The 26,981-nt window shown below is 62.8% G+C and carries 24 protein-coding genes and 1 pseudogene; 12 read left to right on the top strand and 13 right to left on the bottom strand.

From position 1 onward, the window contains the following. Nucleotides 1-26: 26 nt before the first annotated feature. The 3 genes from DDQ68_RS14985 to DDQ68_RS14975 all read left to right on the top strand — a co-directional run bounded on the left by DDQ68_RS14985 (nt 27) and on the right by DDQ68_RS14975 (nt 3,923). Nucleotides 27-1,604: a DUF1501 domain-containing protein gene (locus DDQ68_RS14985; RefSeq protein ID WP_109657028.1), complete on the top strand. Its 1,578-nt coding sequence runs from the start codon at nt 27-29 to the stop codon at nt 1,602-1,604. A gap of 99 nt (nt 1,605-1,703) precedes the next feature. Further along, nucleotides 1,704-1,943, top strand: coding sequence for a hypothetical protein (locus tag DDQ68_RS14980; protein ID WP_109657027.1), 240 nt, complete (start codon nt 1,704-1,706; stop codon nt 1,941-1,943). Between the two features lie 141 nt (nt 1,944-2,084). Beyond that, nucleotides 2,085-3,923 carry an alpha-amylase family protein gene (locus DDQ68_RS14975; RefSeq protein ID WP_109657026.1) on the top strand — a complete coding sequence of 613 codons (1,839 nt, stop codon included), beginning with the start codon at nt 2,085-2,087 and terminating at the stop codon, nt 3,921-3,923. 79 nt (nt 3,924-4,002) lie between these two features. Here DDQ68_RS14975 and DDQ68_RS14970 read toward each other — a convergent pair whose 3' ends face one another. Beyond that, nucleotides 4,003-5,265 (bottom strand): protoporphyrinogen/coproporphyrinogen oxidase, encoded by a 1,263-nt coding sequence (locus tag DDQ68_RS14970; protein ID WP_109657025.1) that lies wholly within the window; start codon nt 5,263-5,265, stop codon nt 4,003-4,005. 232 nt (nt 5,266-5,497) lie between these two features. Here DDQ68_RS14970 and DDQ68_RS14965 point away from each other — a divergent pair, with 232 nt between their 5' ends. After that, the gene (locus DDQ68_RS14965; protein WP_109657024.1) at nt 5,498-6,421 is read left to right on the top strand and encodes a DUF535 family protein; all 924 of its coding nucleotides are present in this window, start codon (nt 5,498-5,500) and stop codon (nt 6,419-6,421) included. 21 nt (nt 6,422-6,442) lie between these two features. Here DDQ68_RS14965 and DDQ68_RS14960 read toward each other — a convergent pair whose 3' ends face one another. Next, on the bottom strand, nt 6,443-7,156 hold the full coding sequence (locus tag DDQ68_RS14960) for a c-type heme family protein (RefSeq protein WP_109657023.1): 714 nt from the start codon (nt 7,154-7,156) through the stop codon (nt 6,443-6,445). An 84-nt stretch (nt 7,157-7,240) separates the two neighbouring features. On the opposite strand from DDQ68_RS14960, the gene DDQ68_RS14955 reads away from it, so the two are divergent. Then, nucleotides 7,241-8,263 carry a hypothetical protein gene (locus DDQ68_RS14955; protein ID WP_109657022.1) on the top strand — a complete coding sequence of 341 codons (1,023 nt, stop codon included), beginning with the start codon at nt 7,241-7,243 and terminating at the stop codon, nt 8,261-8,263. A 129-nt stretch (nt 8,264-8,392) separates the two neighbouring features. Next, nucleotides 8,393-8,563: a hypothetical protein gene (locus DDQ68_RS14950; RefSeq protein WP_162550138.1), complete on the top strand. Its 171-nt coding sequence runs from the start codon at nt 8,393-8,395 to the stop codon at nt 8,561-8,563. A gap of 32 nt (nt 8,564-8,595) precedes the next feature. On the opposite strand, the gene DDQ68_RS24810 is transcribed toward DDQ68_RS14950, so the two are convergent. The 3 genes and pseudogenes from DDQ68_RS24810 to DDQ68_RS24805 all read right to left on the bottom strand — a co-directional run. Continuing rightward, nucleotides 8,596-8,913 (bottom strand): hypothetical protein, encoded by a 318-nt coding sequence (locus DDQ68_RS24810; RefSeq protein ID WP_162550137.1) that lies wholly within the window; start codon nt 8,911-8,913, stop codon nt 8,596-8,598. After that, the gene (locus DDQ68_RS23970) at nt 8,813-9,445 is read right to left on the bottom strand and encodes a hypothetical protein (RefSeq protein WP_245897057.1); all 633 of its coding nucleotides are present in this window, start codon (nt 9,443-9,445) and stop codon (nt 8,813-8,815) included. Before DDQ68_RS23970 ends, DDQ68_RS24810 begins: the two co-directional genes overlap by 101 nt. A 118-nt stretch (nt 9,446-9,563) precedes the next feature. Continuing rightward, nucleotides 9,564-9,740: pseudogene (locus DDQ68_RS24805) on the bottom strand (transposase); the annotation flags it as partial. A gap of 148 nt (nt 9,741-9,888) precedes the next feature. Here DDQ68_RS24805 and DDQ68_RS14935 point away from each other — a divergent pair. Further along, nucleotides 9,889-11,046 (top strand): glutathione-independent formaldehyde dehydrogenase, encoded by a 1,158-nt coding sequence (locus tag DDQ68_RS14935; RefSeq protein ID WP_109657018.1) that lies wholly within the window; start codon nt 9,889-9,891, stop codon nt 11,044-11,046. Nucleotides 11,047-11,059: 13 nt separating this feature from the next. Here the strand turns inward: DDQ68_RS14935 and DDQ68_RS25005 are convergent, their stop codons facing one another. The 3 genes from DDQ68_RS25005 to DDQ68_RS22940 form a co-directional block, all read right to left on the bottom strand. After that, nucleotides 11,060-11,167 carry a transposase family protein gene (locus DDQ68_RS25005; RefSeq protein WP_162550136.1) on the bottom strand — a complete coding sequence of 36 codons (108 nt, stop codon included), beginning with the start codon at nt 11,165-11,167 and terminating at the stop codon, nt 11,060-11,062. Between the two features lie 283 nt (nt 11,168-11,450). After that, nucleotides 11,451-12,971, bottom strand: coding sequence for an OmpP1/FadL family transporter (locus DDQ68_RS14925; RefSeq protein WP_109657016.1), 1,521 nt, complete (start codon nt 12,969-12,971; stop codon nt 11,451-11,453). Between the two features lie 170 nt (nt 12,972-13,141). After that, a complete protein-coding gene (locus tag DDQ68_RS22940; RefSeq protein ID WP_162549650.1) occupies nt 13,142-14,638 on the bottom strand; it encodes a hypothetical protein in 1,497 nt (498 codons plus the stop codon). A gap of 271 nt (nt 14,639-14,909) precedes the next feature. On the opposite strand from DDQ68_RS22940, the gene proS reads away from it, so the two are divergent. The 4 genes from proS (at nt 14,910) to floA (ending at nt 18,782) form a co-directional block, all read left to right on the top strand. Continuing rightward, on the top strand, nt 14,910-16,385 hold the full coding sequence (gene proS / locus DDQ68_RS14915) for a proline--tRNA ligase (protein WP_109657015.1): 1,476 nt from the start codon (nt 14,910-14,912) through the stop codon (nt 16,383-16,385). A 327-nt stretch (nt 16,386-16,712) separates the two neighbouring features. After that, entirely contained in the window at nt 16,713-17,195 is a 483-nt protein-coding gene (locus DDQ68_RS14910) for a DUF4844 domain-containing protein (protein ID WP_109657014.1), read from the top strand. Between the two features lie 84 nt (nt 17,196-17,279). Beyond that, entirely contained in the window at nt 17,280-17,738 is a 459-nt protein-coding gene (locus DDQ68_RS14905) for an NfeD family protein (protein ID WP_109657013.1), read from the top strand. A 42-nt stretch (nt 17,739-17,780) separates the two neighbouring features. Beyond that, nucleotides 17,781-18,782: a flotillin-like protein FloA gene (floA, locus tag DDQ68_RS14900; RefSeq protein ID WP_109657012.1), complete on the top strand. Its 1,002-nt coding sequence runs from the start codon at nt 17,781-17,783 to the stop codon at nt 18,780-18,782. Between the two features lie 43 nt (nt 18,783-18,825). Here the strand turns inward: floA and DDQ68_RS14895 are convergent, their stop codons facing one another. From DDQ68_RS14895 to DDQ68_RS14880, 4 genes are all read right to left on the bottom strand, one after another. After that, on the bottom strand, nt 18,826-19,848 hold the full coding sequence (locus DDQ68_RS14895; protein ID WP_109657011.1) for an SPASM domain-containing protein: 1,023 nt from the start codon (nt 19,846-19,848) through the stop codon (nt 18,826-18,828). 117 nt (nt 19,849-19,965) lie between these two features. Beyond that, the gene (locus DDQ68_RS14890) at nt 19,966-21,537 is read right to left on the bottom strand and encodes a TlpA family protein disulfide reductase (protein ID WP_109657010.1); all 1,572 of its coding nucleotides are present in this window, start codon (nt 21,535-21,537) and stop codon (nt 19,966-19,968) included. Nucleotides 21,538-21,758: 221 nt separating this feature from the next. Next, nucleotides 21,759-23,156 (bottom strand): DNA repair protein RadA, encoded by a 1,398-nt coding sequence (radA, locus tag DDQ68_RS14885; RefSeq protein ID WP_109657009.1) that lies wholly within the window; start codon nt 23,154-23,156, stop codon nt 21,759-21,761. Nucleotides 23,157-23,223: 67 nt separating this feature from the next. Next, complete coding sequence (locus tag DDQ68_RS14880) at nt 23,224-23,931, bottom strand: hypothetical protein (protein WP_109657008.1); 708 nt, start codon at nt 23,929-23,931, stop codon at nt 23,224-23,226. Between the two features lie 254 nt (nt 23,932-24,185). On the opposite strand from DDQ68_RS14880, the gene DDQ68_RS14875 reads away from it, so the two are divergent. Continuing rightward, nucleotides 24,186-25,589: a chloride channel protein gene (locus DDQ68_RS14875; RefSeq protein WP_109658448.1), complete on the top strand. Its 1,404-nt coding sequence runs from the start codon at nt 24,186-24,188 to the stop codon at nt 25,587-25,589. A 7-nt stretch (nt 25,590-25,596) separates the two neighbouring features. Here the strand turns inward: DDQ68_RS14875 and DDQ68_RS14870 are convergent, their stop codons facing one another. Further along, entirely contained in the window at nt 25,597-26,835 is a 1,239-nt protein-coding gene (locus DDQ68_RS14870) for a carboxylesterase family protein (RefSeq protein WP_109657007.1), read from the bottom strand. Between the last annotated feature and the right edge of the window lie 146 nt (nt 26,836-26,981).

Raw genomic sequence — 26,981 nt, 5'->3', positions numbered from 1 at the left:
AATTCAAATAGCTAACAGCTAACCTTATGAAACGGCGCGATTTTTTACAGAACACGGCGGCGGCCACGGCGGGCGCGGCCCTACTGGGCGGACTGCCGGTGGGGGCTTACGGCTACTCGCCCGAGCTGGTGGCCCTCACCAACGCCACCACGGCCAGCAATAAGGTATTAGTCATCGTTCAGTTGCAGGGCGGCAACGACGGGTTGAACATGATTATTCCGCGCGACCAATACGGGGCCCTGCTGGCGGCGCGCGCCAACATTGCGCTGCCCGAGGCCGCCGTGCTGCCCCTTACGGCGGCCACCGGCATCCACCCGGCCATGGCCGCGCTCCAGAACCTGTACCAGAACGGGCAGGTGGGCGTGGTGCAGAGCGTGGGCTACCCCACCCCCAACTTCTCGCACTTCCGGGCCACCGACATCTGGACCTCGGGCTCGTCGTCGGACGTGACGCTGACCACGGGCTGGGCTGGGCGCTACCTCGACGGCGAGTACCCGGGCTTTCCCACCGGCTACCCCAGCGCCCAAAGCCCCGACCCGCTGGCCGTCACCATCGGCTCGGTGGTGAGCAACTGCGTGCAGGGCCCCGCCGTGAACATGGGCATGGCCATCGCCAGCACGTCATCGTTTTACCAGTTGCTGAGCGGCGGCGTGGACGCGGCCCCCGCCACACCGGCCGGCCACGAACTAACGTTTATCCGCCAGGTGGTGGCCCAAACCCAGGTATACACCACCACCATTCAGGCGGCGGCGGGCCGGGCCAAAAACCTCTCGCCGCTGTACCCCACCGCCGGCCAGAACGGCTTGGCCGACCAGCTCAAAATTGTGGCCCAGCTGGTGGCCGGGGGCCTCAGCACCCGCATTTACGTGTGCAACATGGGCGGCTTCGACACCCACGCGCTGCAAGTGCCGGCCACGGGCCCCACCACCGGCGGCACCCACGCCGCGCTGCTGGGCAAGCTGGCCGAAGCGGTGGCGGCCTTCCAGGACGACCTGGTGCGGCTGGGCCTGCAAGACCGAGTGGTGGGCCTCACGTTTTCGGAGTTCGGGCGGCGCATCCGGTCCAACGCGGGCCTGGGCACCGACCACGGCTCGGCGGCCCCGCTGTTCGTGTTCGGCAGCCGCGTGAACCCCATCGTGCACGGCGCCAACCCCCAGCTGCCCGCCGCGGCCAGCGTGAACGACAACATCCCGCTGCAATTCGACTTCCGCAGCATCTACACCAGCATTCTGCAAGACTGGTTCCAGGTGGCACCCAGCACGTTGCAGGCCCTGTTTGGCCAGAGCTTCCCCTACGTGCCGGTGCTGCGGCCGGCCACCGCGCTGGCCGCCGGCAGCGCCGCCCAGGTGGCCGAGTTCAGCGTGTTTCCCAACCCCGTGCCGCGCGGCGGCCAGGCTACCGTGGCCTACCAAAGCGCGGGCGGCCACGTGCAGGTAGCAGTGCTCGACGCGCTGGGCCGCCAGGTGCAGGTAGCCTTTGACAGAGCCCTGGCCGCGGGGGCCCAGCAGCTGCCGCTCGACCTGGCCGGCCTCGCCGCCGGGGCCTACTACTGCCAGGTGCGCGAGGGCAGCAAGTCGGGCTCGCGCATTCTGGTAGTGGAATAAAGCGGGGCCACAACCCCGCCCCAGTGGGCCCGTAGAAGGAAGCCACGGGCCCCGCCGGGCCGCGCCAATCGATTCTTCTACCCGTTTTGCCCTAACCCCATGGCCTCCGACGACCTCGACATCCAACTCGAAAAGATTCTACCCGAAGACCTGGTGCGCACCTTTGAAAGTGCCTACCACGTATTTCAGGGCAGAACCGAGCACATGGACGACCTGCTGCAAAACGGCGGCATCCTGCTGCGCAAAGCCGCCAGGAAATTTACGACTACCCAACTGGTTCTGGGCATTGCTGCCGTGGCCGCCGTGGCCGTGGTACTCATCAGCCGCAACGACGACTAAGCAGCGCACCGCTGCCAGCAAGGCGCGGGCCCCGGTGGGGCCCGCGCTTTTTTTATGGGGGCCCGGCTGGGTGGGGGCGCCGCAAAAAAGGCGCGGGCGCGGGTAGTCGGGCACCCGCGCCATTTGCTTAACTTGCCGGCTATGAAAAACCTGCTGCTGGCCGCTGGCTTGCTGACCCTGGCCGCGCCTTCCCTGCCCCTTTTTTTCGTGCCTACTCATCTGCCCGCGTCCATCCCGGCCGCCGACCCGAACACCACCGACGAGGTGCCCCAGGACCACAAACTCATCATTTACCAAATGATGACGCGGCTGTTTGGCAACAAGGTGGCCCTGAACAAGCCCTACGGCACCCTGGCCGAAAACGGCTGCGGCAAGTTCAACGACATCACCGACCGGGCCCTGGACGAGATTAAGGCCTTGGGCGTGAGCCACGTGTGGTACACTGGCGTGATTGAGCACGCCACCATGACGGACTATGCCGCCCAAGGCATTCCGGCCGACGACGCCGACGTGGTGAAGGGCCGCGCCGGCTCGCCCTACGCCATCAAGGACTACTACGACGTGGCCCCCGACCTGGCTGTGGTGCCCAGCAACCGCATGGTCGAGTACGAGGCCCTTATCCGGCGCACCCACGCCCACGGCCTGAAGGTGCTGATGGACTTCGTGCCCAACCACGTGGCCCGCGCGTACAAGTCGGATGCCAAGCCCGTGGGCGTGATAGACCTGGGCACTACGGACGACAAAACCCAGGCTTTTGGGCCCCAGAACAACTTTTACTACCTACCCGGCCAGCCCTTCGTAGTGCCCGCCGGTTACAACCCGCTGGGGCCCCTGAAAGGCCCGCGCGAAGACGGCAAGTACGCCGAGAACCCCGCCAAGGCCACTGGCAACGACGTGTTTTCGGCCGCGCCCAGCGTCAACGACTGGTTCGAAACCGTGAAGCTGAACTACGGCGTGGACTACCAGCACGGCCGCGCCGCGCACTTCAGCCCCGTGCCCAATACGTGGAAGAAGATGCGCGACATCCTGGTGTTTTGGGCCCAGAAGGACGTGGACGGCTTCCGCTGCGACATGGTGGAAATGGTGCCCGTCGAGTTTTGGGCCTACGTTATCCCGGAGTTGAAAAAGGTAAAGCCCGGCCTCGTGTTCATCGGCGAAGCCTACAACAACAAGGAGTACAAAACCTACCTCGAAAAGGGCCATTTCGACTATCTATACGATAAAGTAGGCCTCTACGACGGCCTGCGCCGGCTGATGCGCAGCGAGGGCAGCACCGACGACCTCACCCAGGTATGGAAGCAGGAAAGCCGCGGATTCTCGTCGCACATGCTGCGCTTCCTCGAAAACCACGACGAGCAACGCATTGCCAGCAAAGACTTTGCTACCGATCCGCTGCGCGCCGTACCGGCCATGACCGTGACGGCCACCCTGGCCTCGGGGCCCGTGATGCTGTACTTCGGGCAGGAAGTAGGCGAGCCTGGCCGGGGCAGCGAGGGCTTCAGCGGCGAAGACGGCCGCACCACCATTTTCGACTACTGGGGCGTGCCCGAGCACCAGAAATGGCTGAACCAAGGCAAATGCGACGGCGGCAAGCTGAGCGCGGAACAGCGGAAGCTGCGCGGCTTTTACAAGCGCCTGCTCACGCTGGCCGGCAGTAGCGACGCCATTCGCCGGGGTAAATTCTACGAATTGCAGGATGCCAACAACCTGGGCAAGCAGTACAACCAGCGCCACCTCTACGCCTACCTGCGCTACACCGACCAGCAGCAGGTACTGGTCGTCGTCAACTTCAGCCCCGACAAAGCCTACCAGCCTGGCCTCATCATTTCGCCCGCCGCGTTTCAGGCCATGGGCATTCCCGGCACAGCCCAGGCCGTGTACACCTACACCGATCTACTGAACGGCGGGGAGCCCCTGCAAGCCCTCAACGAAGTATTAGAACCACTTTCGGCCCATATCTACGAGCTAAAGCGCAGGTAGCCCGACGTGGCGTGAACGCTGTAAGTCCGCACGGTTGAACAGTCGCTGCCCGGTCACGGCGCTACAGTCGCGCTATAACCTACCCGGCAATGATGGCCTCGGCCACTTGGCGGCCGGTGGCCAGCGCCGCGTTCAGCGACGGGTAGGCGGCCCAGTCGCCGCAGCGGTAGAGGCCCTCTGCCAACTTAAGGGGCTGCTGCACCGGCTGGCCGGCGGGGTACGGCGGCAGGGCGTGCGCGATGCGGTAGGAACGCAGGTGCCGCCACTGCCGGGCGTTGGGCCCAAACCAAGCAATCAATTCTTCGTGCAAGCGCACGGCCAACGCCGCCTCCGAGAGGCCGGTGTCGCCGTGGGTGCTCACCGATACCAGGGCCCGGCCGGCCGGGGCGTAGGCCGGCGCCACATCGGCGGGGAAGCTCACGTTGTGGGCCAGGGCCCCCGGCGCTGCGTTAAGGCGCAACAGGCCGTCGCCACGGCCGGGCGAATGGCCCTCGGCCACAAAGTACGTGTTGGTGGTGAGGCGGCTGCCCGCGGCGGGGGCCCCGGCGGCGGGTAGCAGGCGCGCCAGGGCGGGGCCGTCCACGGCCAGCACCACGGCCGTGGCGGCCAGTACTTCGCCCGAAGCCAGGCGCACGCAGGAGCCCTCCAGGGCCCCCACGGCGGTGTTCAGCTGGATAGTGCCTGCCGGCAAGCGGGCGGCCAGCTGCTCGGGCAGCTGCTGCATTCCCAGGGCAGGTACCGAGGCTTTCCCCCGCACAAACTGTTGAAACACAAACTCGAAAAAGTTACTGGCCGTGCTCAGGCCCCGGTCAAGGAATACGCCGCCGAAGAAGGGCCGGAAGAAGTTGTCGATCATTGTTTCGCTCCAGCCGTAGCGCCGTAGGAAGCTCAGCGTGTCGGTGGCCGGGCGGGCCAGCAGCTCCTCCGGTGTGTGCTGTTGCACGTGGCGCACCAGGCTGAGGATGCGCAGCTTATCAGAGAGGCTGCCGATGGGCGAGACAAGCGCCGAAAACGCCGCCAGCGGCCGCTGCAACGGGTTTTGCAAGGTCGTTTCGGCGCCGTTGGGCAGCCGGATGACGGCCCCCGAGCGGAACGCCCGCAGGTCCAGGGCCTTGTAGTCGAACATGCGCCGGGCCTCGGGGTAATCCGTCAGCAGCACCTGGAAGCCCCGGTCAAGGAGAAAGCCATCGGGCGTGGCATCGGTACGCACGCGGCCGCCCACGGCGTCGGCCGCGTCGAGCACGCGCACGGTGCGGCCGGCGCGGTGCAGCCAGGTAGCACAGGCCAGGCCGGCCATGCCAGCCCCGACGATAACAATAGGAGCAGAAGAGTCAGCAGTCATGGCCCCGTCTAACTCCGAACCCGGCTTTAATGTTGGCGCAAGTAGCGCGCACCGGGGACTAAATTTTTGTTAGCTATTTGAAAGTTTCTAGCTTTGAGTATTCATGCAAATTTAAAGTTAAAATATTTTCCATCAAGTATTTAGTATTAATCTTGGCCCTACTTATGCACTTTATTAAGTGATAAATCCTATTAGATTTAGCTCCTACTTTCAGATATCAATTATTTAGAAAATGTATTCAACTATTTTTCGCTTACCAACGATTCTTCGCACCACGCTCCGCATAGTTGGCGAGTCCATCGACCGCGGCGGGCTATTCACGCTCAAAACGGGTTTGCGCGCGGTTCCCATCGTCCTCGATTTACCAGCGCACTTCAAGCTCAACCGGCTCATGAACAGCCCCAGCTTACAGGCCCTCATCAAGCACCAGCCCCGGCTAGGCTACAAATATTTAGGCAACTACCTAGCCAACAACCTATCACGAAAGGCACGCTTAGGCATTCTGTTCAACCACTATGATTATTTGACCCGGCAGGTACAAAGCAGTTTCTTCTCGTCGCTGCTTGCTGGGGTACCGCTTTGGCAAGATTCCCGGGGTGAAGATGGCGTGATGAGCATCCAACTTGCCTTTCCAAGCGGCATTGACTTCGAAGGAGACTTAGCCCTGATTTTTGCGCACAACGGTATGCCGCTGTACAGCATTTCCTTCGTGGTGGCACCGGGCCGGTATGTGCATAGCCCGCAGGCGCAGGTGCTGTTCGTGAGCCGCATCCAAGGAACGCGCAATTTTGAGCAGATCCGGCAATGCACTAAAAGCTGCCACGACATCACCCCCGCCGCCCTGCTTATTGCAGCGCTGCAAGGCGTAGCCGCTGCCCTAGGCATCAACGTTTTAGCCGGCATCAGCACCGAGGAGCGCCTATACGATACTATTACTTTCGACTATAACTCATTCTGGGAATCCTTCCGGGCCGAACGCACTCCGGACAACTTATTCTTTCTGGCGCTGCCGTTAATGAAGACGCCCATTGAACTCATCAAGGGCAAGCGCCGGGAGCGCACTTTGCGCAAGCGCCATTACAAAGACGAGATTTGCGAAGCCGTTCGCCTTGATTTCGCCAGCAATTTACTGAACCGGCAGGCGGAGCTCAACTAGTTTTCTGGCGCACAACGGGGCTCAAAACAGCTTGGGCATTTTGTGCTCCTTCCACTTCTTGCGGGTTTTCATGGTCCAGAACTCGGCCACGCCGCCGCGCTCCAGGCTAACTTGCCAGGCGCCCATCTGCTGGCCCAGGCGGTAGCCGGTGGCCTGGTCCTGGGGGTATTGCTGCCGGATGAGGGCGTAATCGGCCGGGGCAATGTCGCGGCCCACGGTGCCGTGGCAGCGCAGGCACAAGGCGTTGTTCAGCACGATGGGGCGCTGGTAGAAAAACACCTCTGCCGATTCGCGGTGCAGGGTGCGGGTGGTGTCGGTTCGCATTTCGGCGGCCAGCAGGATGGCGCGGTGGGCGGGGTCGCGGGGGCGGGTGCTCACGCGGCGGGCGGTGGCGTGCAGCACCCGGGCCAGCGAGTCGACGGCGGGGTAGGTTTCGGGGCGGCACAGGGACATGGCCCCGGCCACGCCCCCGGTGGCCAGCGCGCGGGCTAAGGTGCGGCGCAGCAGCGTATCGGCGGTGGCCGTGAGCGAGTCGCCGGCCCAGCGGGTAGCGTGCATCAGGTCGGCGGGCATGATGCGCTTCACTACCCAGTTCTCGGCCTCGATGCCGATGCGCTTGTGTTCCCTGAGGTGTTCAATCTGGTCGGGGCGGCAGGCGGCGGCGGCCAGCAGCCCCAGCAACAGGGCCCCGCGCAGCGCGCGCCAGTCGGAAGCAAGCGAAACGAAAGTAGCCATAGCGAGCAAGCAATATACCTCAGCAACCCGCCGTTGGCAGGCTTGTTTGGCCGGGGGCCCTACCCCGGCCCGTACCTTTGCCGTATGCGCTTCCTTCTCCGCGTTTTGCCCTTGCTGGTGCTGGCCGCGGCCTGCACCAAAATCGTGCTCTCGCCGCGCCTCGACTTCGTAGGGGCCAGCCGCTTCATCAGCGCCTCGCGCATCACCACCACGGCTACCGTAACGGCCGACTCGCTGGCCAGCAAGATCTACGCCCAAGCTGCCGACCTCAAAAACGACCCCGCCCTGATGCGCCTGCGCATCACCCTCAATTCGGCACCTACCCGCACGCCCGTACTGTACCCCACAATTATTTCGTCTTACCGGGCCTCCGACACGCCCAATGACCCCGAGCTGGTGTACCTCGACTCGCTGCTGGCCCCCGGCACCAAGGACATTGCCTTCACTAACCTGCTGACGGGCCGCACGGCCTCGGGGGTTGACTTGTGGCAATACACCGTGACCGACGCCACGGGCGCCATCGCCAGCCGCGCCTATCGCCTGTCGCTGCGCCGCACCGATTCCCTCACGGCTGTGGTGCACAGCTACCGCGCCTACTTCGGAGCCGTGCCCGCAGGCCGTTCAAGTGCGCCGCTCACGGCCGCTCAAAACCAGGCACTGGCCTACCTAAACCTGCGCCAGGGCCTTTTGCTGCCGCACTTCGCCGTGTCGGCCACCAACCCCACCAAGGACGCCAACCGGGCCCTGGTAGACTTGGTGTGCACCAGCCGGGGCGTCACGCTGCGGTTGTCTTCCACTCGGTCCGATAGCCTCGTGACTACCGGATGGGGCACGAGCACGCATACCACCGCACTCCACGCCACGGCACTCACAGCCACCGACTTTATTGGCCTCACCACCAACGCTCTGCTGGCTTCTACCTTTGATGCCGGCGCCGCCACCAATGGCGACCCACTGCGCACGGCCCCGCTGGTGAAGGGCACGGTCGTTGCCTTCCTCACCGCCACCACGGGCCCCGGTGGTGCCAAGTACGGGGCCCTGCTCATCACCGACCTCGTGCGCACGCCGGCCACCGTCGTTACCTGCCAAGTGCTGGTGCAGAAATAATTTCAGGCCCCTACGCCGCCCAACAGGGCCCAAGGCTACCAGTAGCGGCTGGCCGGCTTTGAGCAGCTACTGCCCCTGCGCCAACCGTCGGCCCTGGCCGAGCCCGAATCCGCCAAAAACATTTACACCTTGAGCGAGGGCACCATTGGTGAGATTTCGGCCGTCATCACCGCAGCGGTCGTGGAAGTGATCCGCTCAAGCGAAGAACGGATTGACCGCCAGATGCTGGACCGTATCGACTATGCCCCAACCTCGGCCTGGCAGTGGGTGCACGAGTTGCTCGGTTGCTGCAACCGCTGAACCATGAGGTAGTGGAGTGTAGCCGGTCGTGGTTACAAATAGCCAACATACTCGGCGATGCTGGCCTGTACGTCGGCTAGATCGGCGAAAATAGCTCGTTCGCGCAGTTCAAGCACCTCCGTTTTGAGGCGGGGCCAGTGGCTTTCAGCCTGGGTCGTACCCGGTAGGGCATTATCGTCGCACTCGCCCCGGCGGCTCTGGGAGCGCACGGCACCGTATTGGTGCAACAGGGCGCGGCAGGCGTTGCCGCTATACTGGCCGCCCCGGTCGGAGTGGACGAGGAGGTCCGGGCTGGGCGGCTGGGCGAAGAAAGCCCGTTGCGAGGCCGTCGTGACTAATTCTTCTGGCATCGTGGCCCCCATGCCAGCCCACGACGTGCGTGGTGCCTGCGTCCTGGAAGGCGCGCCAATAGGCCCAGCTGCAAGTGGCCAGGGGCCGGTACGTGCTGTCGGACACCCAGACCTGATTGGCCCGGGTGGGCTTGGGTTGGTCAAGCAGGCGGTTGGGGGCGTAGCACAGCCCGTAAGTGGAATCGGTCGTGCGCAGGGTGAAGGCCTTGGGTTGCAGCGCGCGCAGGCCCCGGCAGCGCATGGCCGTGCGTAGGCGCTGCCGGCCTACGGCGGGCCCGTTCTGGCACAACGCCACTTGCAGCCGGCGGGTACCGTAGCGGCTCTGGTGCACCCCACAGGCCTTCACTAAAGCCGTTCCCCAGGCTGGCATTTCCTTTTCCATAACCCGCAGCCGGCCCTGGTGCCAAGCATAATACCCACTGGCCGGCACCCCGAGCACCTGACAGAGTTGGCGCACCGGGTTGTGCCCGCGCTCGGCATCGATAAAGCGGTAGCTGCTCAGTGGTCCGGTGTCTGCGAAAATATGCTTCAAGCATTTGGCAGATGGCGATGGCTTTTTTTAAAATTTCCAGCTCTTGCGCCTGCCGCCGGTTGGCGGCCCGCAACTGGCGCAGTTCGGCGGCCGTAGCCGGATCCAGGGCGGCCCCCAATACGGCTACAACCAGTGTTTGGGCGGCTTTCTGCCACCGGTAAAGCCGTTTGGGGTCCAGATTCAGCGCCCGCGCAACGGCTTGGGTCAAGCGGCTTTGCTCGGCCAGGCGCAAGGTTCTGGTACGGAGGCCCGCGTCATACTTGCGGCGTTTATCGGGTTTTGGCGTGTCGTTCATGACGAAGGAAAGATACTACCCAGTCATATCCAGATTTAGCCGATCACCTCATAACTAGACCACCTCAGACTTGACTATAAGCCCTACTGTAACAACTATTTGTGTAAGCGCTCCGTAATTAATAGGGTAAACTTTCAACCTGGAAATTATGAAAGCAGTTGTCTATTACGGCCCCTTGGATGTGAGAGTATCCGACGTACCCGACCCTAAAATTGAGCAGCCCACTGACGTGTTGGTGCAGATTACTACCACCAATATTTGCGGCTCCGACCTGCACATGTACGACGGCCGTACAAACATGGAAGCAGGTCGAATTTTTGGCCACGAAAATCTCGGTAGGGTCATCGAGGTTGGCAAGGCGGTGGTGTATGTTAAAGTGGGCGACATGGTGTGCATGCCTTTTAATATCGGCTGTGGCCATTGCAGGAATTGTGAGCGCCAACTCACCGCGTTTTGTCTGACGATGAACCCCGGTTTTGCTGGCGCGGCCTATGGCTTTGCTGGCATGGGCCCTTACGAGGGCGGGCAGGCAGAATACCTGCGCGTTCCGTACGGGGATTTTAACTGTCAGATATTGCCTGAGGATGCCAGCGAGAAGGAAGATGATTATGCCATGCTTTCTGACATCTTCCCAACAGGCTACCATGCCACGGAACTCGCGGGGGTGAAACCAGGTGAATCGGTGGTCATTTATGGCGCCGGGCCGGTTGGGCTCATGGCCACACTGTCTGCCCGTATAAAAGGGGCCGATAAAATCATGGTGGTGGATAGCCACCCCGACCGGCTGAAATTAGCAGAAGAATTTGGAGGCATCCCCATTGATACTTCGAAAGGCTCGGCTGTTGACCAAGTATTGGAATTAACAAACGGCCACGGGGCCGACAGGGGCTGCGAATGCGTGGGCTACCAGTGCTGTAACAAACACGGCCAAGAACAGTCGAACCTAACCATGAACGAACTGGTACAGACGGTGAAATTTACCGGTTCGATTGGCGTAGTAGGCGTTTTTGTCACTGCAGATCCGAAGTCAAAAGAGGAATTGCAGAAAAAAGGCCATATGGATTTCGATTTTGGTAGCTTCTGGATGAAGGGACAAAGTATCGCAACGGGCCAAGCTAATGTAAAATCTTACAACCGTGAACTTTGCGCGCTAATATCTTCAGGTAAAGCAAAGCCTTCTGCCATCATCTCCCACACACTTTCCCTTGATGAGGCCCCGAATGCTTACAAGCACTTTAATGCCCGCGATAATGGATGGACCAAGGTGATCTTAAAACCCGGCAAAACAAGTAGCAGCCAGAAATAAACTTGGCGCTAATTTAAGTTGTGGTGAAACGGCGATTATGAGCATGAAAGACCTTCGCGTCCAAGTGCTGAAAGACGCGCCGGAACGTGTCAGCAGAAGGAATTCCATAGAGCAGGACCAAGTAGCGGGTTAGTATAACCTGCTTTTGCTGGCCAATTCAGCCACATTCTCGAAGTTGTCGGCCCCGCGGAGAATGGCTAGCACGCTGATGACGAGAACAGAGAGGAGCGAGTGACGAAAATTGCGACCAGGGTGGCGGAAATCCAGCCCCTAAGCCAGGTGAGCGAGTAAGGACATATCCATAAAGGCCAGATACTACCTGTGCTGGCAAATACGTTTAACGCACAACGGGGCCCCCAGCAATATGCTGGGGGCCCCGTTGTGCGTTAAAACAAAAGCCGTGGCTAGAACACCACGCCCGCCGTGATGCTGGTGGTGTAGCGTTGGGTGCTGAGGGCCACCTGTGGCTCTTGGCCGCTATTGAGGAAGTAGGGCGAGTAGCTGCCTTTGTAGGAATTGTACACCTCGGCCACGTCGAAGAAGAAATTGCCTTGCCGCAGGCCCAGGCCAGCGGTGTAGTAGCTGCGGGCGCTGCTGACGCCGCCGCTGGGGGTCTGGTAAGGGTCGCTGTAGTAGGCGTACCCCAGGCGGGCCCGGAACACGCTGAAACGCCCCTCGGCCCCCACGCGGTAGTTGAGGGTATTGCGGTACAGGGCCTGAATGTCCTGGTTTGCGCCTGAAAACGAGTTATTGTCGCCGTTGGCACTGTTGGCGTCGTTGTGGAGCCGCGCCTGGCCATAGCCCACGTACTCCACGTCGCCGCTGATGAAGCCGTACTTGCCCAGCACCACCGATATCCCGCTGTTGGCCCGGAACGGCGTGGTGAGGGTGTAATCGTATACGCCAGGGGCGGTGCTGCTGGTAAACGTGCCCGCGGGAGCCGTGAAATTCGTCGTCAGCGTCGTACTGTACGTGTCAGTCAGGTACATCAGCGTGGGCGTTTGGATGGAGGCCCCCAGGCGGATGGCATTCGTCGCCCGGAAAATCAGCCCCAGCCGGCCGTTGACGCCCCGGCCCGTGGTGTGCAGCTCGTCGTGCAGCTGCAAGCTGGCAAAATCCTGTCTAGTAGCCGTCTCACTAAAGTCGCGGGCCTCGCGGTAGTTGGAGCTGACGAGGCTCACGCCCACGCCAATGTAGAGCCGGTCGCGGAAGCTGCCGCCGTACCCCACGTCAAACTGCGACATCGAGCCCGTTGCTACCGTTCGCTCGCCCTGCCCCACGAGCCCCGTCCGCGGGGTGGTCACAATGCTAGAATCGGTGCGGGACGGATTCTTCTGAATACGGGTCAAAAAAGTGCCGCGGGCTAAGCCGTCGAGGTTGGTGTAGGTGCCGTTCGGCCCGTCGTAATACTGCCCGCTGATGTCGGCGGGTGACACCCGCGGCTCGCGCAGCCGCTGGAAAAGCGACTGTCCACCGGTCACCGCCCCTTGGTAGTTGTACGATTGGTTGAAATCGGCCAGCCGCGTGAAGCCCAGCGCAAACGCCCCGCCCCGCCAGCTGCTGCTCTTGTCGCTGTCGGGCAGGCGCGTGGCCAGCACCAGCCCGATGCTGGGGATGTTTACGCTGTTGCTCTGTTCGTTCAGCTTGCCGTTGCCGTAGAGCGAGCCGTCCGTTTGCCCAAATCCCAGGCCCAGGCTGCCGTGAAATTCCGACTTTTGGTAGAAGCCCAACCCGGCCGGGTTGCTGGTCAGGTTCCCAAAGTCGGCCCCCAGGGCCACGTTGGCCCCGGCAATGCCCTGTGTGCGCGCCGGGCCGCCAAATTGCAGTTGGGAATAGCGCAGAGCATCGGTGGCGCCTTGAGCAAAGGCGTGGCTGGCCTGTCCCACTGCCAGGGCCAGGCTAAGCTGAATAATCCGTTTTTTCATGAGGTAGGGATAAAAAACGAGCCGGCCGCTGGGCCGGCTCGCGAGGAATAACGCTATGCTGAGTAACCATGCAAAAGTGAACAGATTATCAGTTGGTAGTCAATGATTTATAAATTCACTAACAACTGATAACGAACGATCAATACCTTAATGCCTATTAGCTGAACAGGCTAACGCCCACGGCCGCCGCTGCGGGCCCCGCCGCCGCCGCCACCGCCGCCGCCGCCAAAACCACCCCCCCCGCCACGCGAGCCGCCACCGTTAAAGGAGGGCTGCGAAAACGAGCGCTGTGGCTGCTGCGGTTGGCTGTACGAACGCTGTTGCGACTGGTCGTAGGTGCGCTGCTGGCGGGGTTGGCCATAATTGCCGCTGCTCATTTGGCCGCCGGGATTCATCTGCCGTTGCATTTGCGGCTGGCCAGTGCTCGGCGAGGCGAACATATCACGGAAGAAGCCGCGGCGCTGCCCTTGGGCCTGGGGCGAAGCATTTTGCAATTGCTGCCCTTGGTTGCCGCCGGCAACTGCTGGCTGGCTCATGTTCTGGTTTTGGGACCGGCCGCGGGTAGCGCCGAAATCAATATTTCCGGCAGGCTGTCCATCGCTGGGCCGGATCATACCGCCCGAATTCGCACGGCCGACCGTCATTGCCGGGTCTGCGCTAATGGGTGCGGCCGAGTTAGTGCCGTAGCGCCCGCCCCGGCCGTTGCCGGTAGCCGCAGCACCCACCGGAGCAGGGGCCCCGGCCGGGAGGCCGTTGCGGCCGTAGGCGGCACCCCCACGGGTTTCGCGGGGCCCCACCAGTACAGTGTTACCCCCATTGTTGTCGGAGCGGCCACCGGCGTTGCCGGTATAAATCACGTTGCGGCGGTAGCCGTTGCCATATCCATAGTAGCCACCGCCGTAGCCATAGCCACCCAGGCCGTACCCGCCGCCGTAGCCCAAGCCATAACCGCCGCCGTAGCCCAAGCCATAACCGCCGCCGTAGCCCAAGCCATAACCGCCGCCGTAGCCCAGGCCATACCCACCATAGCCGAACGGGCTATAGAAAGGATCGTAGCCGTAGCCGCCGTAGCCGAAGGGACGGCCAAAGCCGAAGCCGATGCTCAACCCCGAGCCGTAGCCAAAACCGAAGGGGCTATATAAAGCACTGTAGGGCGACAGCCCACCGTAGCCGCCGTAGCCATAACCACCGCCACCGCCGCCGTAGCCGCCACTGTAAGCATAGGGGCTAGCCCCGCCGTAGCCCAGCGAAGTGTAGGGGCTGTTGGGCGTGTAGCCGCCCATGCCGGGGCCCGTGTAGGGCTGGTTGAACAGCGATGCGTTGGGGTCGTAGCTATTGGCCGTGCTCCCGTTGTAATACTGATCCGAGCCGGAGGTAGTGGCCGCAGCGGTGTTGCCGTTGTAGTCGGGGTTGGTAGCCTCGTCGGTACCGGCCGCCGGGGCCCCGGCCGGGCTGATGTAGCCCTGCGACGGGGCCTGCTGCACCGGGGTGTAACGCTGTACTGGCGTGTAGCGCTGCACTGGAGCAGTGGCAATGGCCGTGGTATGGTCGTTGGATGAATAATATACCCCATCGTTTTCCGACGTGGTGAGGGCCGTGGTTCCGGCGCAGCCGCCCAGCGCAAGGAGCGCCAAAGCAGGCAGATAGGCGGTGAGCAGGGTTTTCATGAGCGAGTATAAAAAGACGGAATAGACTAGACGTAAAGTAACAACTCCGGGGGCGAAATCCTAGTGAAGAAGCCCCACTACAGGGTTTATTCTCAACGGCTAATCCCCGAAAGAGTTTGCTGAGTTAGGCCAGCGCATTTCCGAGAGGTTAGAGGGCACTTCGGGTCTGTGGTTTAATAACGTAATTTGACCCCGAAACGGTGCCCGCAAATTAGGTCAAATGTTGTACCACTTCTCGGAGCCGTTTCGGTTACCCTCTTAGATGCCGATTATGAGTAAAAAGTTGCCCACCCGTGCCGAAGATTATTCACTCTGGTACAATGACTTAGTGAAGCGCGCCGGCCTGGCCGAAAATTCGGCCGTGCGCGGCTGCATGGTCATCAAGCCCTACGGCTACGCCATTTGGGAGAAAATGCAGCGCCAGCTGGACGATATGTTCAAACGCACCGGCCACGAAAACGCCTACTTCCCCATTTTTATCCCCAAAAGCCTGTTCGAGGCTGAGGAGAAAAACGCCGAAGGCTTCGCCAAGGAGTGCGCCGTGGTGACGCACTACCGCCTGCAAGCCGACCCCGACCGACCCGGTAAGCTGCGCGTGGACCCCGCCGCCAAGCTCGAAGAAGAACTGGTGGTGCGCCCCACCTCGGAGGCCATTATCTGGAGCACCTACAAAAACTGGGTGCAAAGCTACCGCGACCTGCCGCTGCTCATCAACCAGTGGGCCAACGTGGTGCGCTGGGAAATGCGCACCCGGCTGTTTCTGCGCACCGCCGAGTTTCTGTGGCAGGAAGGCCACACCGCCCACGCCACCGCCGAGGAGGCCGTGGCCGAAACCCGCCAGATGCTCGACGTGTACGCCGAGTTTGCCGAGGAGCACATGGCCCTGCCGGTGATAAAGGGCGTGAAAACCGCTAACGAGCGGTTTGCGGGCGCCGAGGACACCTATTGCATCGAGGCGCTGATGCAGGACGGCAGGGCGCTGCAAGCCGGCACCAGCCACTTCCTGGGCCAAAACTTTGCCAAGGCCTTCGATGTGCAGTTTGCCACCAAAGATGGCGCCCGCGAGTACGTATGGGGCACGAGCTGGGGCGTGAGCACCCGCCTGATGGGAGCCCTGGTAATGGCCCACTCCGACGACGAAGGCCTGGTGCTGCCGCCCAAGCTGGCCCCGATTCAGGTCGTCATCGTGCCCATCTACAAAACCGGCGAGCTGGACGCGCTATTGGAGCGCATCCGGCCCATTCAGCAGGGGCTGATTGCGCGCGGCATTTCGGTGAAGGTGGACGCCCGCGACACCGAGCGCCCCGGCTTCAAGTTTGCCGAGTGGGAACTGAAAGGCGTGCCCGTGCGCCTGGCCGTGGGGGCCCGCGACCTCGACGCCGGCACCGTGGAGGTGGCCCGCCGCGACACCAAGCAGAAAATGACCCTGCCACTGGCCGACATCGTGGCCGCCGTGGACCAGCTGCTGAACGACATCCAGGCCAACATCTACCAGAAGGCCCGCACCTACCGCGACCAGCACATGACCCGCGTGGACAGCTACGACGAGTTCAAGCAGGTGCTCGACGAGAAGGGCGGCTTCGTGCTGGCCCACTACGACGGCACCCCCGAAACCGAGGAGCGCATCAAGGAAGATACCAAGGCCACCGTGCGCTGCCTGGCCCTGGCCGAGCCCGATGAGGACGGCACCTGCATGGTAACGGGGGCCCCCAGCCCGCGCCGCGCCTACTTCGCCCGGGCCTATTAGCCAGCAGCGTAGTCAGATAATAGACTTATTCCTTAAATTAGAAAAAAGGCAGAACGTCACGCAGAGCGTAGCGAAGCGTCTTTCCCGCGTAACTAATCCTGATTACTAGCGCCAGAAAGATGCTTCGCTGCGCTCTGCATGACGTTCTTTCGTGTGCGGTCTCTAATTCGGGAACAGCTCTAACGATTGACTGCTAAGGGCCGGTTCCGAAACGTTGTTTCGGGGCCGGCCCTTTATCATTCCGTTTTCTTTGGCCGAAGCTAATTATATTATCCTTACAATTATTTATATTTCGGGCCCTTAACCTTTTCCTCCTACTCCGAAGTTATGCGCAAACCCTTACTCTGCTTTTTGTTGCTGGGGCCCCTGGCTGGCTACGCCCAAACCACCACCGCACCCGACCCCGCGGCCGCGTCCCTCATCGCCGTTGCCTCGCCGATGCCGGCGGCCGCCGTGCTGCCCACGCGCACCGACGCCAGCCGCAAGCTGGTGAAGATGAAGGACACCATCCAGCCGCTCGTGGGCGAGCTGGCGGCATTCAAAAACCGGCCGCAGGTGGCGCACATCCTGGCCGAATCGACCGACGATTTCCTGCAAATCATGGGCGGGCGGCCCACCGAGGAAGCCTACTTCCAGGTGCTGGAAGGCAGCCTGGCCGCCCTTACGCCCCTCACCCCCGGCACCACCGACCGGGCCGAGGTGGCCGAGTATTACGAAGACCTGCTGGACATCGTGGGCATTACCTCGTCGGGCGGGCGCCTCAACGCTTTCCTGAAGCGCACCAAAGCCAAGGCCGCCCCGGCCCAGTAGGGCCCCGAGCCCGCCGGACCCGTGCGCCCGGGCTGCCATCTGGCGGCCCGGGCGTACCTTTTGGTAGTCCAACGCCCACCCACCATGCTCACCATCGCTCTGCTCCTGCTGTTCGGCTTGCTGTTTTTAGCCGCCGAAGTTATTTTTATTCCCGGCACCACGGTGGTAGGGTTCGTGGGGTTCGCGCTGCTGGCCTGGGGCGTATGGCTGAGCTACCACGACCTGGGCACGCCCGCCGGGCACTACGCCCTGGCGGGCGCGGGGGCCCTGGCGGGGATGGTGCTCTACCTCGGCTTGCGGCCGAAGAACCTGGCCCGGGCGGCGTTGCATTCGGTGAGCGAAGGCTCGGTGCGCGACGTGCGCCGCGCCGATGTGCCCGCCGGCACGCTGGGCCATACACTGTCGGCGCTGCGGCCGGCGGGCACGGTGCTGTTTGGCGAGGAGCGGCGCGAGGCCGTGACGCGCGGCGAATTTGTGGACGCCGGCCGCGCAGTGCGGGTGCTTGGCATCGAGCAAAATCGCATCGTAGTGGAGGGCGCATAGGGCCCCGGGCGGCGGTGCCCGATTCTGCCCTACCTTACGGCCATGAACTACCCCTTCCTGCCCCTCATCATCGCGGCCGTGGCGCTGCTGATGCTGCTGTATTTTTTCCCCGTTAGCCTCTGGATCACAGCGCTATTCTCGGGCGTGCGGGTGAGCTTGCTGCAGCTGGCCTTCATGCGGGTACGCAAAGTACCGCCCTCGCTGATCGTCAACTCCCTGATTACCTCCACCAAAGCGGGCCTGCGGCTGACGGCCGATGACCTGGAAACCCACTACCTGGCCGGCGGCAACGTGCCCAGCGTCATCAAGGCCCTCATTTCGGCCGACAAGGCCAACATTCCGCTCGATTTCAAGCAGGCCACGGCCATCGACCTGGCGGGCCGCAATGTGTTCGAGGCCGTCACGACGAGCGTTAACCCCAAGGTAATCAACACACCCAACGTGGCCGCCGTAGCCCAGGACGGCATCCAGCTCATCGTCATTGCCCGCGTCACGGTGCGGGCCAACATCTCGCAGCTCGTGGGCGGGGCCGGTGAGGAAACCATCCTGGCCCGCGTGGGCGAGGGCATCGTGACAAGCATCGGCTCGTCGGTCTCGCACAAGGAAGTGTTGGAAAATCCCGACAAGATTTCTAAACTAGTGCTGCACAAGGGCTTGGATGCCGGCACAGCCTTCGAAATTCTCAGCATCGACATTGCCGACATCGACATCGGTGAGAACATCGGGGCCAAGCTCCAGACCGACCAGGCCAGCGCCGACCTGCGCGTGGCCGAGGCCCGCGCCGAGGAGCGCCGCGCCATGGCTGTGGCCATGGAGCAGGAGTACCGCGCCAAAACCCAGGAAGCCAAGGCCAAAGTGGTGGAGGCCGAGGCCGAAATCCCGCGCGCCATCGCCGAAGCCTTCCGCAGCGGTAACCTCGGCATCATGGACTACTACAAGATGCGTAACGTGCAAGCAGACACCGAGATGCGCGACTCTATTGCCAACCCCAACGCCGGCAGCGGCAGCGTAAAACCGGGCAGAGAGGAAGGCCGGCAGTCGTAGTTTTTGGCTATTGGCCGTTAGCTAACGGCCAATAGCCAAAATCCTATCCCCACACCTTGGTGCCTTCAGTGCAGTTACGACACATTTCCACTTGGTCGCGGCCTTTGAGCAGCGCCTGACGGAAGCCCTGGTACTTCTGGCCCTGCCAGAGGCTGGTGAAGGACTGGTGCTTGAGGTCACCGAGGCGGTACTCTGCGTCTTTATCGAAGCAGCAGGGTACCACGAGGCCGTCCCAGGTGATGACGCAGGAGTGCCACATCTTCCAGCAGTGGTTGAGGAGGCGGTTTTTCAGGCTCCAGGTGCCGTTGTGGTTGTTCTCGTAGCGCGAGTAGTAATCAATGGTGGGAATGAGGGGCGAGCCGTGCTGGTAGTCGTAAATCTGCGCGGTTTTGAACCATACGTCGTCCACGCCCATCGCTTGCGCCAGGGCCCGAGCGTCGGCAATCTGGTGCTCGTTGGGCCCCACCACCAGAAACTGGAAGATGACGCGCGGCGTGCTGGATTTCAGCTTTTTGCGCCAGCGCATGATGTTGCGCGTGCCTTCGAGCACCTTTTCCAGCTTGCCGCCCACACGGTACTGCTGATACACCTCCTGGGTGGTGCCGTCGAGCGAGATGATGAGCCGGTCGAGGCCGCTTTCCACGGTGCGGCGGGCGTTTTGGTCCGTCAGGTAGTGGGCGTTGGTGCTGGTAGCGGTGTAGATGCCCTTGCTGGCGGCGTACTGCACCAGCTCCAGGAAATGCGGGTGCAGGTAGGGCTCGCCCTGGAAGTAGAAAATGAGGTACCATAGCCGGCTGGCCACTTCGTCGATAGTTTTCTTAAAAAGGTCGTCGGCCAGCATGCCCGTGGGCCGCGTGAACGAGCGCAGGCCGCTGGGGCACTCGGGGCAGCGCAGGTTGCAGCTGGTAGTGGGCTCGAAGCTCAGGGCCAAAGGCAGGCCGCGGTGGCGGGCCCGGCCGGTGGCCTTGCTCAGCAGGTAGGAACCCACCACCTGGGCCGCGTTCCAGAGGCGCAGCGGAGTAGTTTTGGACAGCACATTAAGGCCGTCGGCGAGGAGTGGGTGCATGGGCCGGGGGGTAAGCCAAGGGGCCCGGGGCCCCACTGACAAAAAAAGACGACGGAAGCGCGGGGCTTCCGTCGTCTGAGCAAAGTTACGCGGCGCGGCAGTGGGGCCCCGGGGGTCCTATTTTGCCGGTTCGAGGGCGCTGGTATAAGTACTGGCTTTGCCAAACGCCTGGTTGATTTCGTCGATGGCAGCGCGGCTGCTCAGGCGCTTGGGCTTGGTGTTGAGGAAGGTACCGTCTTCGCCAATGAGGAAGTACGCCGGCACGTCCTGCACTGAGTAGGCCTTGGCCACCGGCGAGCGGAAGCCGCCCCCGGGGACGCGCGCCTGCACACCGGGCAGGTTTTTGGACTTCACCAGTTGCCGCCAAGCCAGCTCGTTCTCATCAAGCGCAATGTTGATGAACACGATGTTCTTGTTCTCAAAGCGGCGAATCAGGTCCTGGGCATACACTAAGTCGCGGAGGCACAGGCCGTTGGTTGATTTCCAGAAGTTGAGGTACACTAGCTTGCCCGCGTAGTTGCGCAGGCTTACCGAGTCGCCGGCCACGGTGGGCAGCCGAAAATTCGGGGCCGGGGCCCCAATGGCAAATTCTTTGTGCTGGTTGAAATCGGCCAGTAGCGTTGGGTAAAATTTGCTCTGCGGGTCGGCGGCATGGTATTCGGCCAGCATGGCCGCCGAGCGTTTCACGTGGCCAAAACGAAACGACTCTTCTAGCACCCGCCCCTGAATGATGGCCCGGATGGGACCCGTCAACTCCTTGCCCGCCAGCGTAAACGAGTAGGTGTAGAAATCGGGGTCAGTGCGCTGGTGGCTGGCCGCGGCGGCCGCGTGGTGCAGGTAGTTCACCAGAAACTCGTGGTATAGCTCGCTCTGCGCCGCGTCGGGGTTATCAATAAGAACCGGATCTTTGAGGAAATCGTAGTAGGTCGGCGTCATTTTCAGGCGGCCCTCGGTGCTCACCACCTGCTCGCGCAAATCCTGGAAGGTGAGGCGGTCGTTGGCGTAGGCGTAGTCAATCTCCGCCTTGGCATATTTATAAAATTCGGCCGTGAATGCCTGCTTGTCGGCGCGCTCTTCCAGGAACTCCTGCTCGTGCTTGCGGCGGTACTCCAGAAACGATAGAAACGGGGCTTCGTAGAGCTGTACGTTGTCGGGAAGCACTTGAAAACCGTCATTTTCCACAAATTGCTGGTCTACCTCGGCCAGGTAAGCATTGGCATTAGTGGCTTGCAGGCGGTGGCGCTGCTCGTCGGTGGCATTACCACCGCGCATCCTCGACGACACCCCGGCGGGCATGTTGGCCTTGAACTTGAGCGAGCCTGCCATGTCGCCGCCTTTGAAGCGCACGTCTAAGTCGGTGCCAGCGTCGAGGAACAGGGCGGCTACGTCGTCGCCGTATACCAAATCGGCCTTGGTGGCGCCGGCCACGGGGATAGAAAGCCGGAATTCGCCCTTGCCGCTGAGGGCCGCGCGCACAATCCGGGGCTTGGCGTCGAGCGGGTTGTCGCGCAGCGACACGGCTACCGAGTCGTCGTCCGGGTTGCTCACGCGTCCCGTCAGCACGGCCGTGCCGGGCCCCGAAACGGCGGTGGCCTCCGCAGCCGCCTGCTGGGCCCGGCCTAGCAGCGGGCTCAACAACAACGGTAGCGCCAGCAGCCAATAAAACGTTGAAGTAAGAATATTAGACATAGCCAAGATAACGAGCAATCCTAATGGAGCATTTGTAGGACGCAAACCTGTGCAACCAAGTATGCATTTCCTGGGAAAAGCCTATCCACAAACCGAAGGTACGGGCTCTGGTTATATAAAATACAATTTCTCGCTCCTGTCCACTTTTTCTTGTTTCTGCACTCGCCTAGTCGTCTTTTCGTTATAATCTAATACTGAACAATTGGCCGCCGGGGCCCCGACTAGCCGAACAAGCCATCGAGCACTTCGTCGAGCCGGCCCACCGGGCGCACCCGCAAGCCAGGGCGCAGGGCCCCTAGGTTCTTGCCGTTGAACTGCGAGACGTACATCTCGCGGAAGCCCAGCTTTTCGGCCTCGGCCAGGCGCTGGTCAAGGCGGCTTACGGCCCGGATTTCGCCGCTCAGGCCCACCTCGGCGGCCAGGCAGACGTCGCCCGCGATGGGCACGTCGTGCAGCGACGACACCACCGCCGCGCACACCGCCGCGTCGAGGGCCGGGTCGTCGAGGCGCAAGCCTCCGGCAATGTTCAGGAATACGTCTTGCTGGCCCAGGCGCAGGCCGCTGCGCTTCTCGAGCACGGCCAGCAGCATTTGCAGGCGCTTGGCGTCGAAACCGGTGCTGCTGCGCTGCGGCGTGCCGTAGGTGGCGGGCGTCACGAGGGCCTGCACTTCCACCAGCAGCGGGCGGTTGCCCTCCAGGGTAGCGCCGATGGCCATGCCGCTCAGGCTTTCGCCGCGCTGCGAGAGCAGGATTTCGGAGGGGTTGCTGACCTGGCGCAGGCCGTCGCCCTGCATCTCGTAAATACCTAATTCTGAGGTGCTACCGAAGCGGTTTTTAGTGGTGCGCAGGATGCGGTAGCTCAGGTGCCGGTCGCCCTCAAATTGCAGCACGGTATCCACCATGTGCTCCAGGATTTTGGGCCCCGCAATGCTGCCGTCTTTGGTGATGTGGCCGATGAGCAGCACCGGTACGCCAGTTTCCTTGGCGTATTTCAGCAGCTCGGCGGTGCACTCGCGCACCTGGCTCACGCTGCCGGCCCCGCTTTCCACCAGCGTGGAGTGCATAGTCTGGATGGAGTCGATGACGACCAGGTTGGGCTTCACCTGGTCAATCTGCCGGAAGATGTTCTGAGTGTTGGTTTCGGTGAGGATGTAGCAGCCAGGGTGCTGGCCGTCGGCTAGGCGCTCGGCGCGCATCTTTATTTGGGCCTCGCTCTCCTCGCCGCTCACGTACAGCACCCGTAACTGCCTTAATCCCAGCGCAATCTGGAGCATGAGGGTGCTCTTGCCGATGCCCGGCTCACCACCAATGAGCACGATGGAGCCCGGCACCAAGCCCCCGCCCAGCACGCGGTTCAGCTCATTGTCGGGGGTGAGGATGCGGGGCTCGTCTTCGGCAATAATGTCGCCGAGCGGCACCGACTTGGCGGTTTTGGTAAGGCTACCGCCAGGCACGGTGCTGGCGGGCTTCCACTGGCCGGTGGTGGTGGCCACGGTTTCCTTCTGGACGACTTCTTCGACGTAGGTGTTCCACTCGCCGCAGGCCGGGCAGCGGCCAATCCACTTGGCCGACTGCGCGCCGCAGCTTTGGCAGAAAAATACGGTTCTTACTTTGGCCATTCTTGCTAATTAATTCAGCAAGGATAAGGCCAATGGACTGAAAAAAGTGCCGCCCGCGGGGCGGAAGCTAGGGCCCCGGAGACTGGTGCGGGGCCCCGGCGGCCTGGTTGTAGGCTTCGAGCAGCCGGGCCACGTCGGCATGGCGGTGGCCCTCGGCCCCGGCCCGGATGGCGGCGGCCAGGGCGGGGGCATCGGCGAGATATTCGGCCAGGAAAGGGGCAAACTGCTTGCCGCTCGGCACCTGCACGAGCCCGGTGAGGCTGGGGCGGCGCAGAAGCCAGGTGTGGTTGTATTTACTGCTGAATGCCCCCGTCCAAATGAGCCCGCCGCCTGGCACGGGCAAGGGAATAGGCACCCCTCTTTTGAGCGTAGCCACGTCGAACAATTCTACCCGGGGCCCGGCCAGAATACGTGGGGCCAGGCCGGAGCACAGCTGGCCCCGCAAATGCACGGGCTCGTAGTACACGTTGCCGGTCCGAACCCACTGCACCTCCGCCATTTTGATGGTCAGCGGCTTGGGTCGGGGCAGCGTCATCGGGTTGCGCCAGGTGAACGTAAGGCCGGGGGCCCCAGCTTGCCCATCAAGAATAAACGCGTAGAGCAGGTGGCCGTTGGCAGTGCTGATGCGGCTTACCGGCAGGTAATATTTTGGGTTCGCGGGCTGCAAGGTATCGGTGGCCAAGTTGCGCACTTCGCGGGTTTGCGCCAGCAACTGGCCGGCCCCACCAAACAAAAGGCTCCCGAAGGCCAGCCCATAAAGCAATAGCTTGTGCATTAATAAAGAGGGTTGCGTGGAAGGCCAAAGCGGGGCCAGGGCAGTCCGGGCCCAGTGCAGGTGCACCGTTTCCCCCAGCGCCCGCCTTCCCGGGCCTGAATTTTATTAGCATGAAGGTTAGGCATCAGCTGCCACGCCGGGGCCCCGCCAGCCAGTAGATGCGCAAGAAAATGAATCCCTTGCGCGGCCCGCCCCGGGCATTTTCGGATGCGGGGGCCCGACCTTTGCCGCTGGTCCACCTGTTTTCCCTTGGCATGCCCGATTTTCCTTCCCGCTACACCCGTGCGCTAGCCTGGCTCGACCGGCGCGTCATTCGCCCGTTCTACACCGACCGGGTGCGGCGGCTCATCCTCCAGAGTTTTCCCTTTTGGGTGGCCTCCTTCCTAACCGGCTTAATGGCCGTGGGCTACGAGATGGTGTTTGGCTGGGCTGAAAAGGCAAGCTTTGCCTGGCTGGCGCGCGCGCCGTGGCTGGCGTTTGTGCTCACGCCGCTGGCCTTTGGCGCGTCGTGGCTGCTGGTGCGGGGGACCCCGGCGGCGCGGGGCAGCGGCATCCCGCAGGTCATGGCCGGCATCGAGCTGTCAAACGCCAGCCAGCACCACCGCACGGCCTACCTGCTGAGCCTGCGCGTGGCCATCGTCAAGATACTCAGCAGCGTGGTGCTGCTGCTGGGCGGCGGCGTGATTGGCCGCGAGGGCCCCACGATTCAGGTATCGGCGGCCATTTTCCGGGCCATCAACAAGTTGCAGCCGGCCGGCTGGCCGCAGCTCTCGCGCCAGATTGCCCTGGTTACGGGCGGCGCGGCGGGCCTGGCAGCGGCCTTCAACACGCCGCTGGGCGGCATCGTGTTTGTGGTGGAGGAACTGACCCAGATGCACATGGCGCGGTTTCGGATGGCGGTGTTCACGGCCGTCATTATCGCGGGCCTCACGGCTCAGACGTTCCTGGGGCCCTACCTGTACCTGGGGTTCCCGAAAGTTATTCCGGCCACGGGGCGGGTGCAGGTGCTGGTGGTGGTGGTGGCACTGGTATGCGGGCTGGCGGGCGCGGCCTTTGCCAAGGCGCTGCTGTGGCTGGGGCGCTACCGGCAGCGCTTCACCACGCTGGCGATGCAGGCGGGCTGGGTGCTGGGCTGCGGCCTGCTGCTGGGGGGGCTGGCCTACCTGGTGGGCCGCGAGGGCATAGGCACGGGCAAGCCCATCATCAACCGGCTGCTATTTCAGAACGACGGGGCGACGCCGTGGTACCTGTTTCCGGTGCGCTTCGCAGGCATGGTCCTCAGCTACAGTAGCGGCGGGGCGGGCGGCGTGTTTGCCACCTCGCTCAGCGCGGGGGCCATCCTGGGCGACGGCATCTGCCAAGTCTTCGACGTGGCCGTGGCCGACCGTAACCTGCTCATTCTGGTGAGCATGGTCAGCTTCCTGACCGGTGTGGTGCGCTCACCGTTCACAGCCGCCATCCTGGTGTTGGAAATGACAGACCGGCACTCGGCCATTTTCCAGCTGCTGCTCAGCGGTATGCTGGCCCAGGGCGTGGCATCGCTCGTTGATCCGCACTCGCTCTACGAGCACCTCAAGGCCGGCTTCATCCGCGAAACCGGTGACGTGGACCGCGCGGCCCGGGCCGCGCCCGCCCCGCCGGCCAGTCCGCCGGAATAGGGGTGCGCTAGCGCCGGGGCCCCGGCGCTAGCGCACCCCCCGCCCAGGCCTGGATTTCGTTGGCGTGGGGGTTTGGTTGCAGCTGCCACGTGGTGTTGATGTACATGGTGCCGCGCGCGCCGGGCCGGTAGGCCGCCCAGCCCGGGTTGCCGGTTTTGGCGAACGCCACCCACGCCGCCTGCATTTGGGTGGCCAGCGCGGCCGGGGCCCCGGCGGGCCCGAGCACACCTCGGGGCCCGGTAATCAGGGCGCGGTGGCCAAATACCAGCGCCAGCCCGTGGTACGCGCCGTAGACACCACCCGCCACCGACGACCGCCATCCGAGTTCGTACATATGGGTGCGGCCGGCCTGGCGGGCGAGCGCATCGGCCAGCCGCACCGACGGCACCTGGAACTGATAGGCCGTGATGACGGTCGAGAACAGCTCGCCCAACTTCTTCTTGGGATACGCTTTTTTGTGGACCGCAACCAGGGCGGCGGGGGCCGGGTGCACCAGCCGCGCCGCTTTATAAAGGATGAGGTTGAGCCTGTTTTTTTTCAGCAGCCCGGTGGATACCAGGCAGTAGTTGGCCCCGTCGGAATTGTAGCCCACCAGCATATCCACCGCGCCGCCGGCCCCTTTTCGTAGGCCGTCCAGCGGCACGGCGGGCACAATATCGTCGTCGATGACCGGGAAGAACAGCGCCAGGCCGCCGGTGGGCTCGGCGTGCTCCGCGGTTTCGAGATGCACTATTTTGGGCGTTACCTGGGCCTGGGCGGCCAGTAGCTGCTCGGGCGTGAAGCGGCGGTGGACCCGGGCGGTGTTCGGAATTTTCAGCACCTTGGCGTACTGGGCGGCGATGCGGCTAGCCTGTACGCCGCTCAGCGCGGCCTGGCCCGAGCCGCTCATCATAATGCCCCGCCGAAATAGCCCCCGGGCAGTCGGGCTGGCCAGCAACACGGCCACGCTCATGGCCCCCGCCGACTCGCCCATGACGGTTGTGTTGGCCGGGCCGCCCCCTAAATTCGCAATGTTGGCCTGCACCCAGCGCAAGGCCGCCAGCTGGTCGCGGATGCCCAGGTTGGACGGCACGCCCGGTATTTTCAGGAAGCCCTCGATGCCCAGCCGGTAGTTCAGCGATACGAACACGACGCCCTGCTTGGCAAAATTGGCCTCGTCGTACAGCGGCACGTTGCTGGTGCCCAGCACAAATGCACCCCCGTGGAAGAACACCAGCACCGGCCGGCGAGGGCCCCGCGGGCCCATCGTCCAAATGCTGATAAGTGCCCGTTGCTAATTAGCTTGATGTAAAGAACGTCATGCTGAGCGCAGTCGAAGCATCTCTTATTATGAAGCTGTTTAGGAAGTAGTCAGGCGGGCTCAAAACAGAAAAGACTCCCACGGCAGAGCGA

The sequence above is a fragment of the Hymenobacter nivis genome, assembly GCF_003149515.1.
In the GTDB taxonomy this organism is placed as follows: Bacteria; Bacteroidota; Bacteroidia; order Cytophagales; family Hymenobacteraceae; genus Hymenobacter; species Hymenobacter nivis.
The sequence above is the reverse complement of the archived record's forward strand: the minus strand, read 5'-3'. Positions and strand labels throughout refer to the sequence as shown.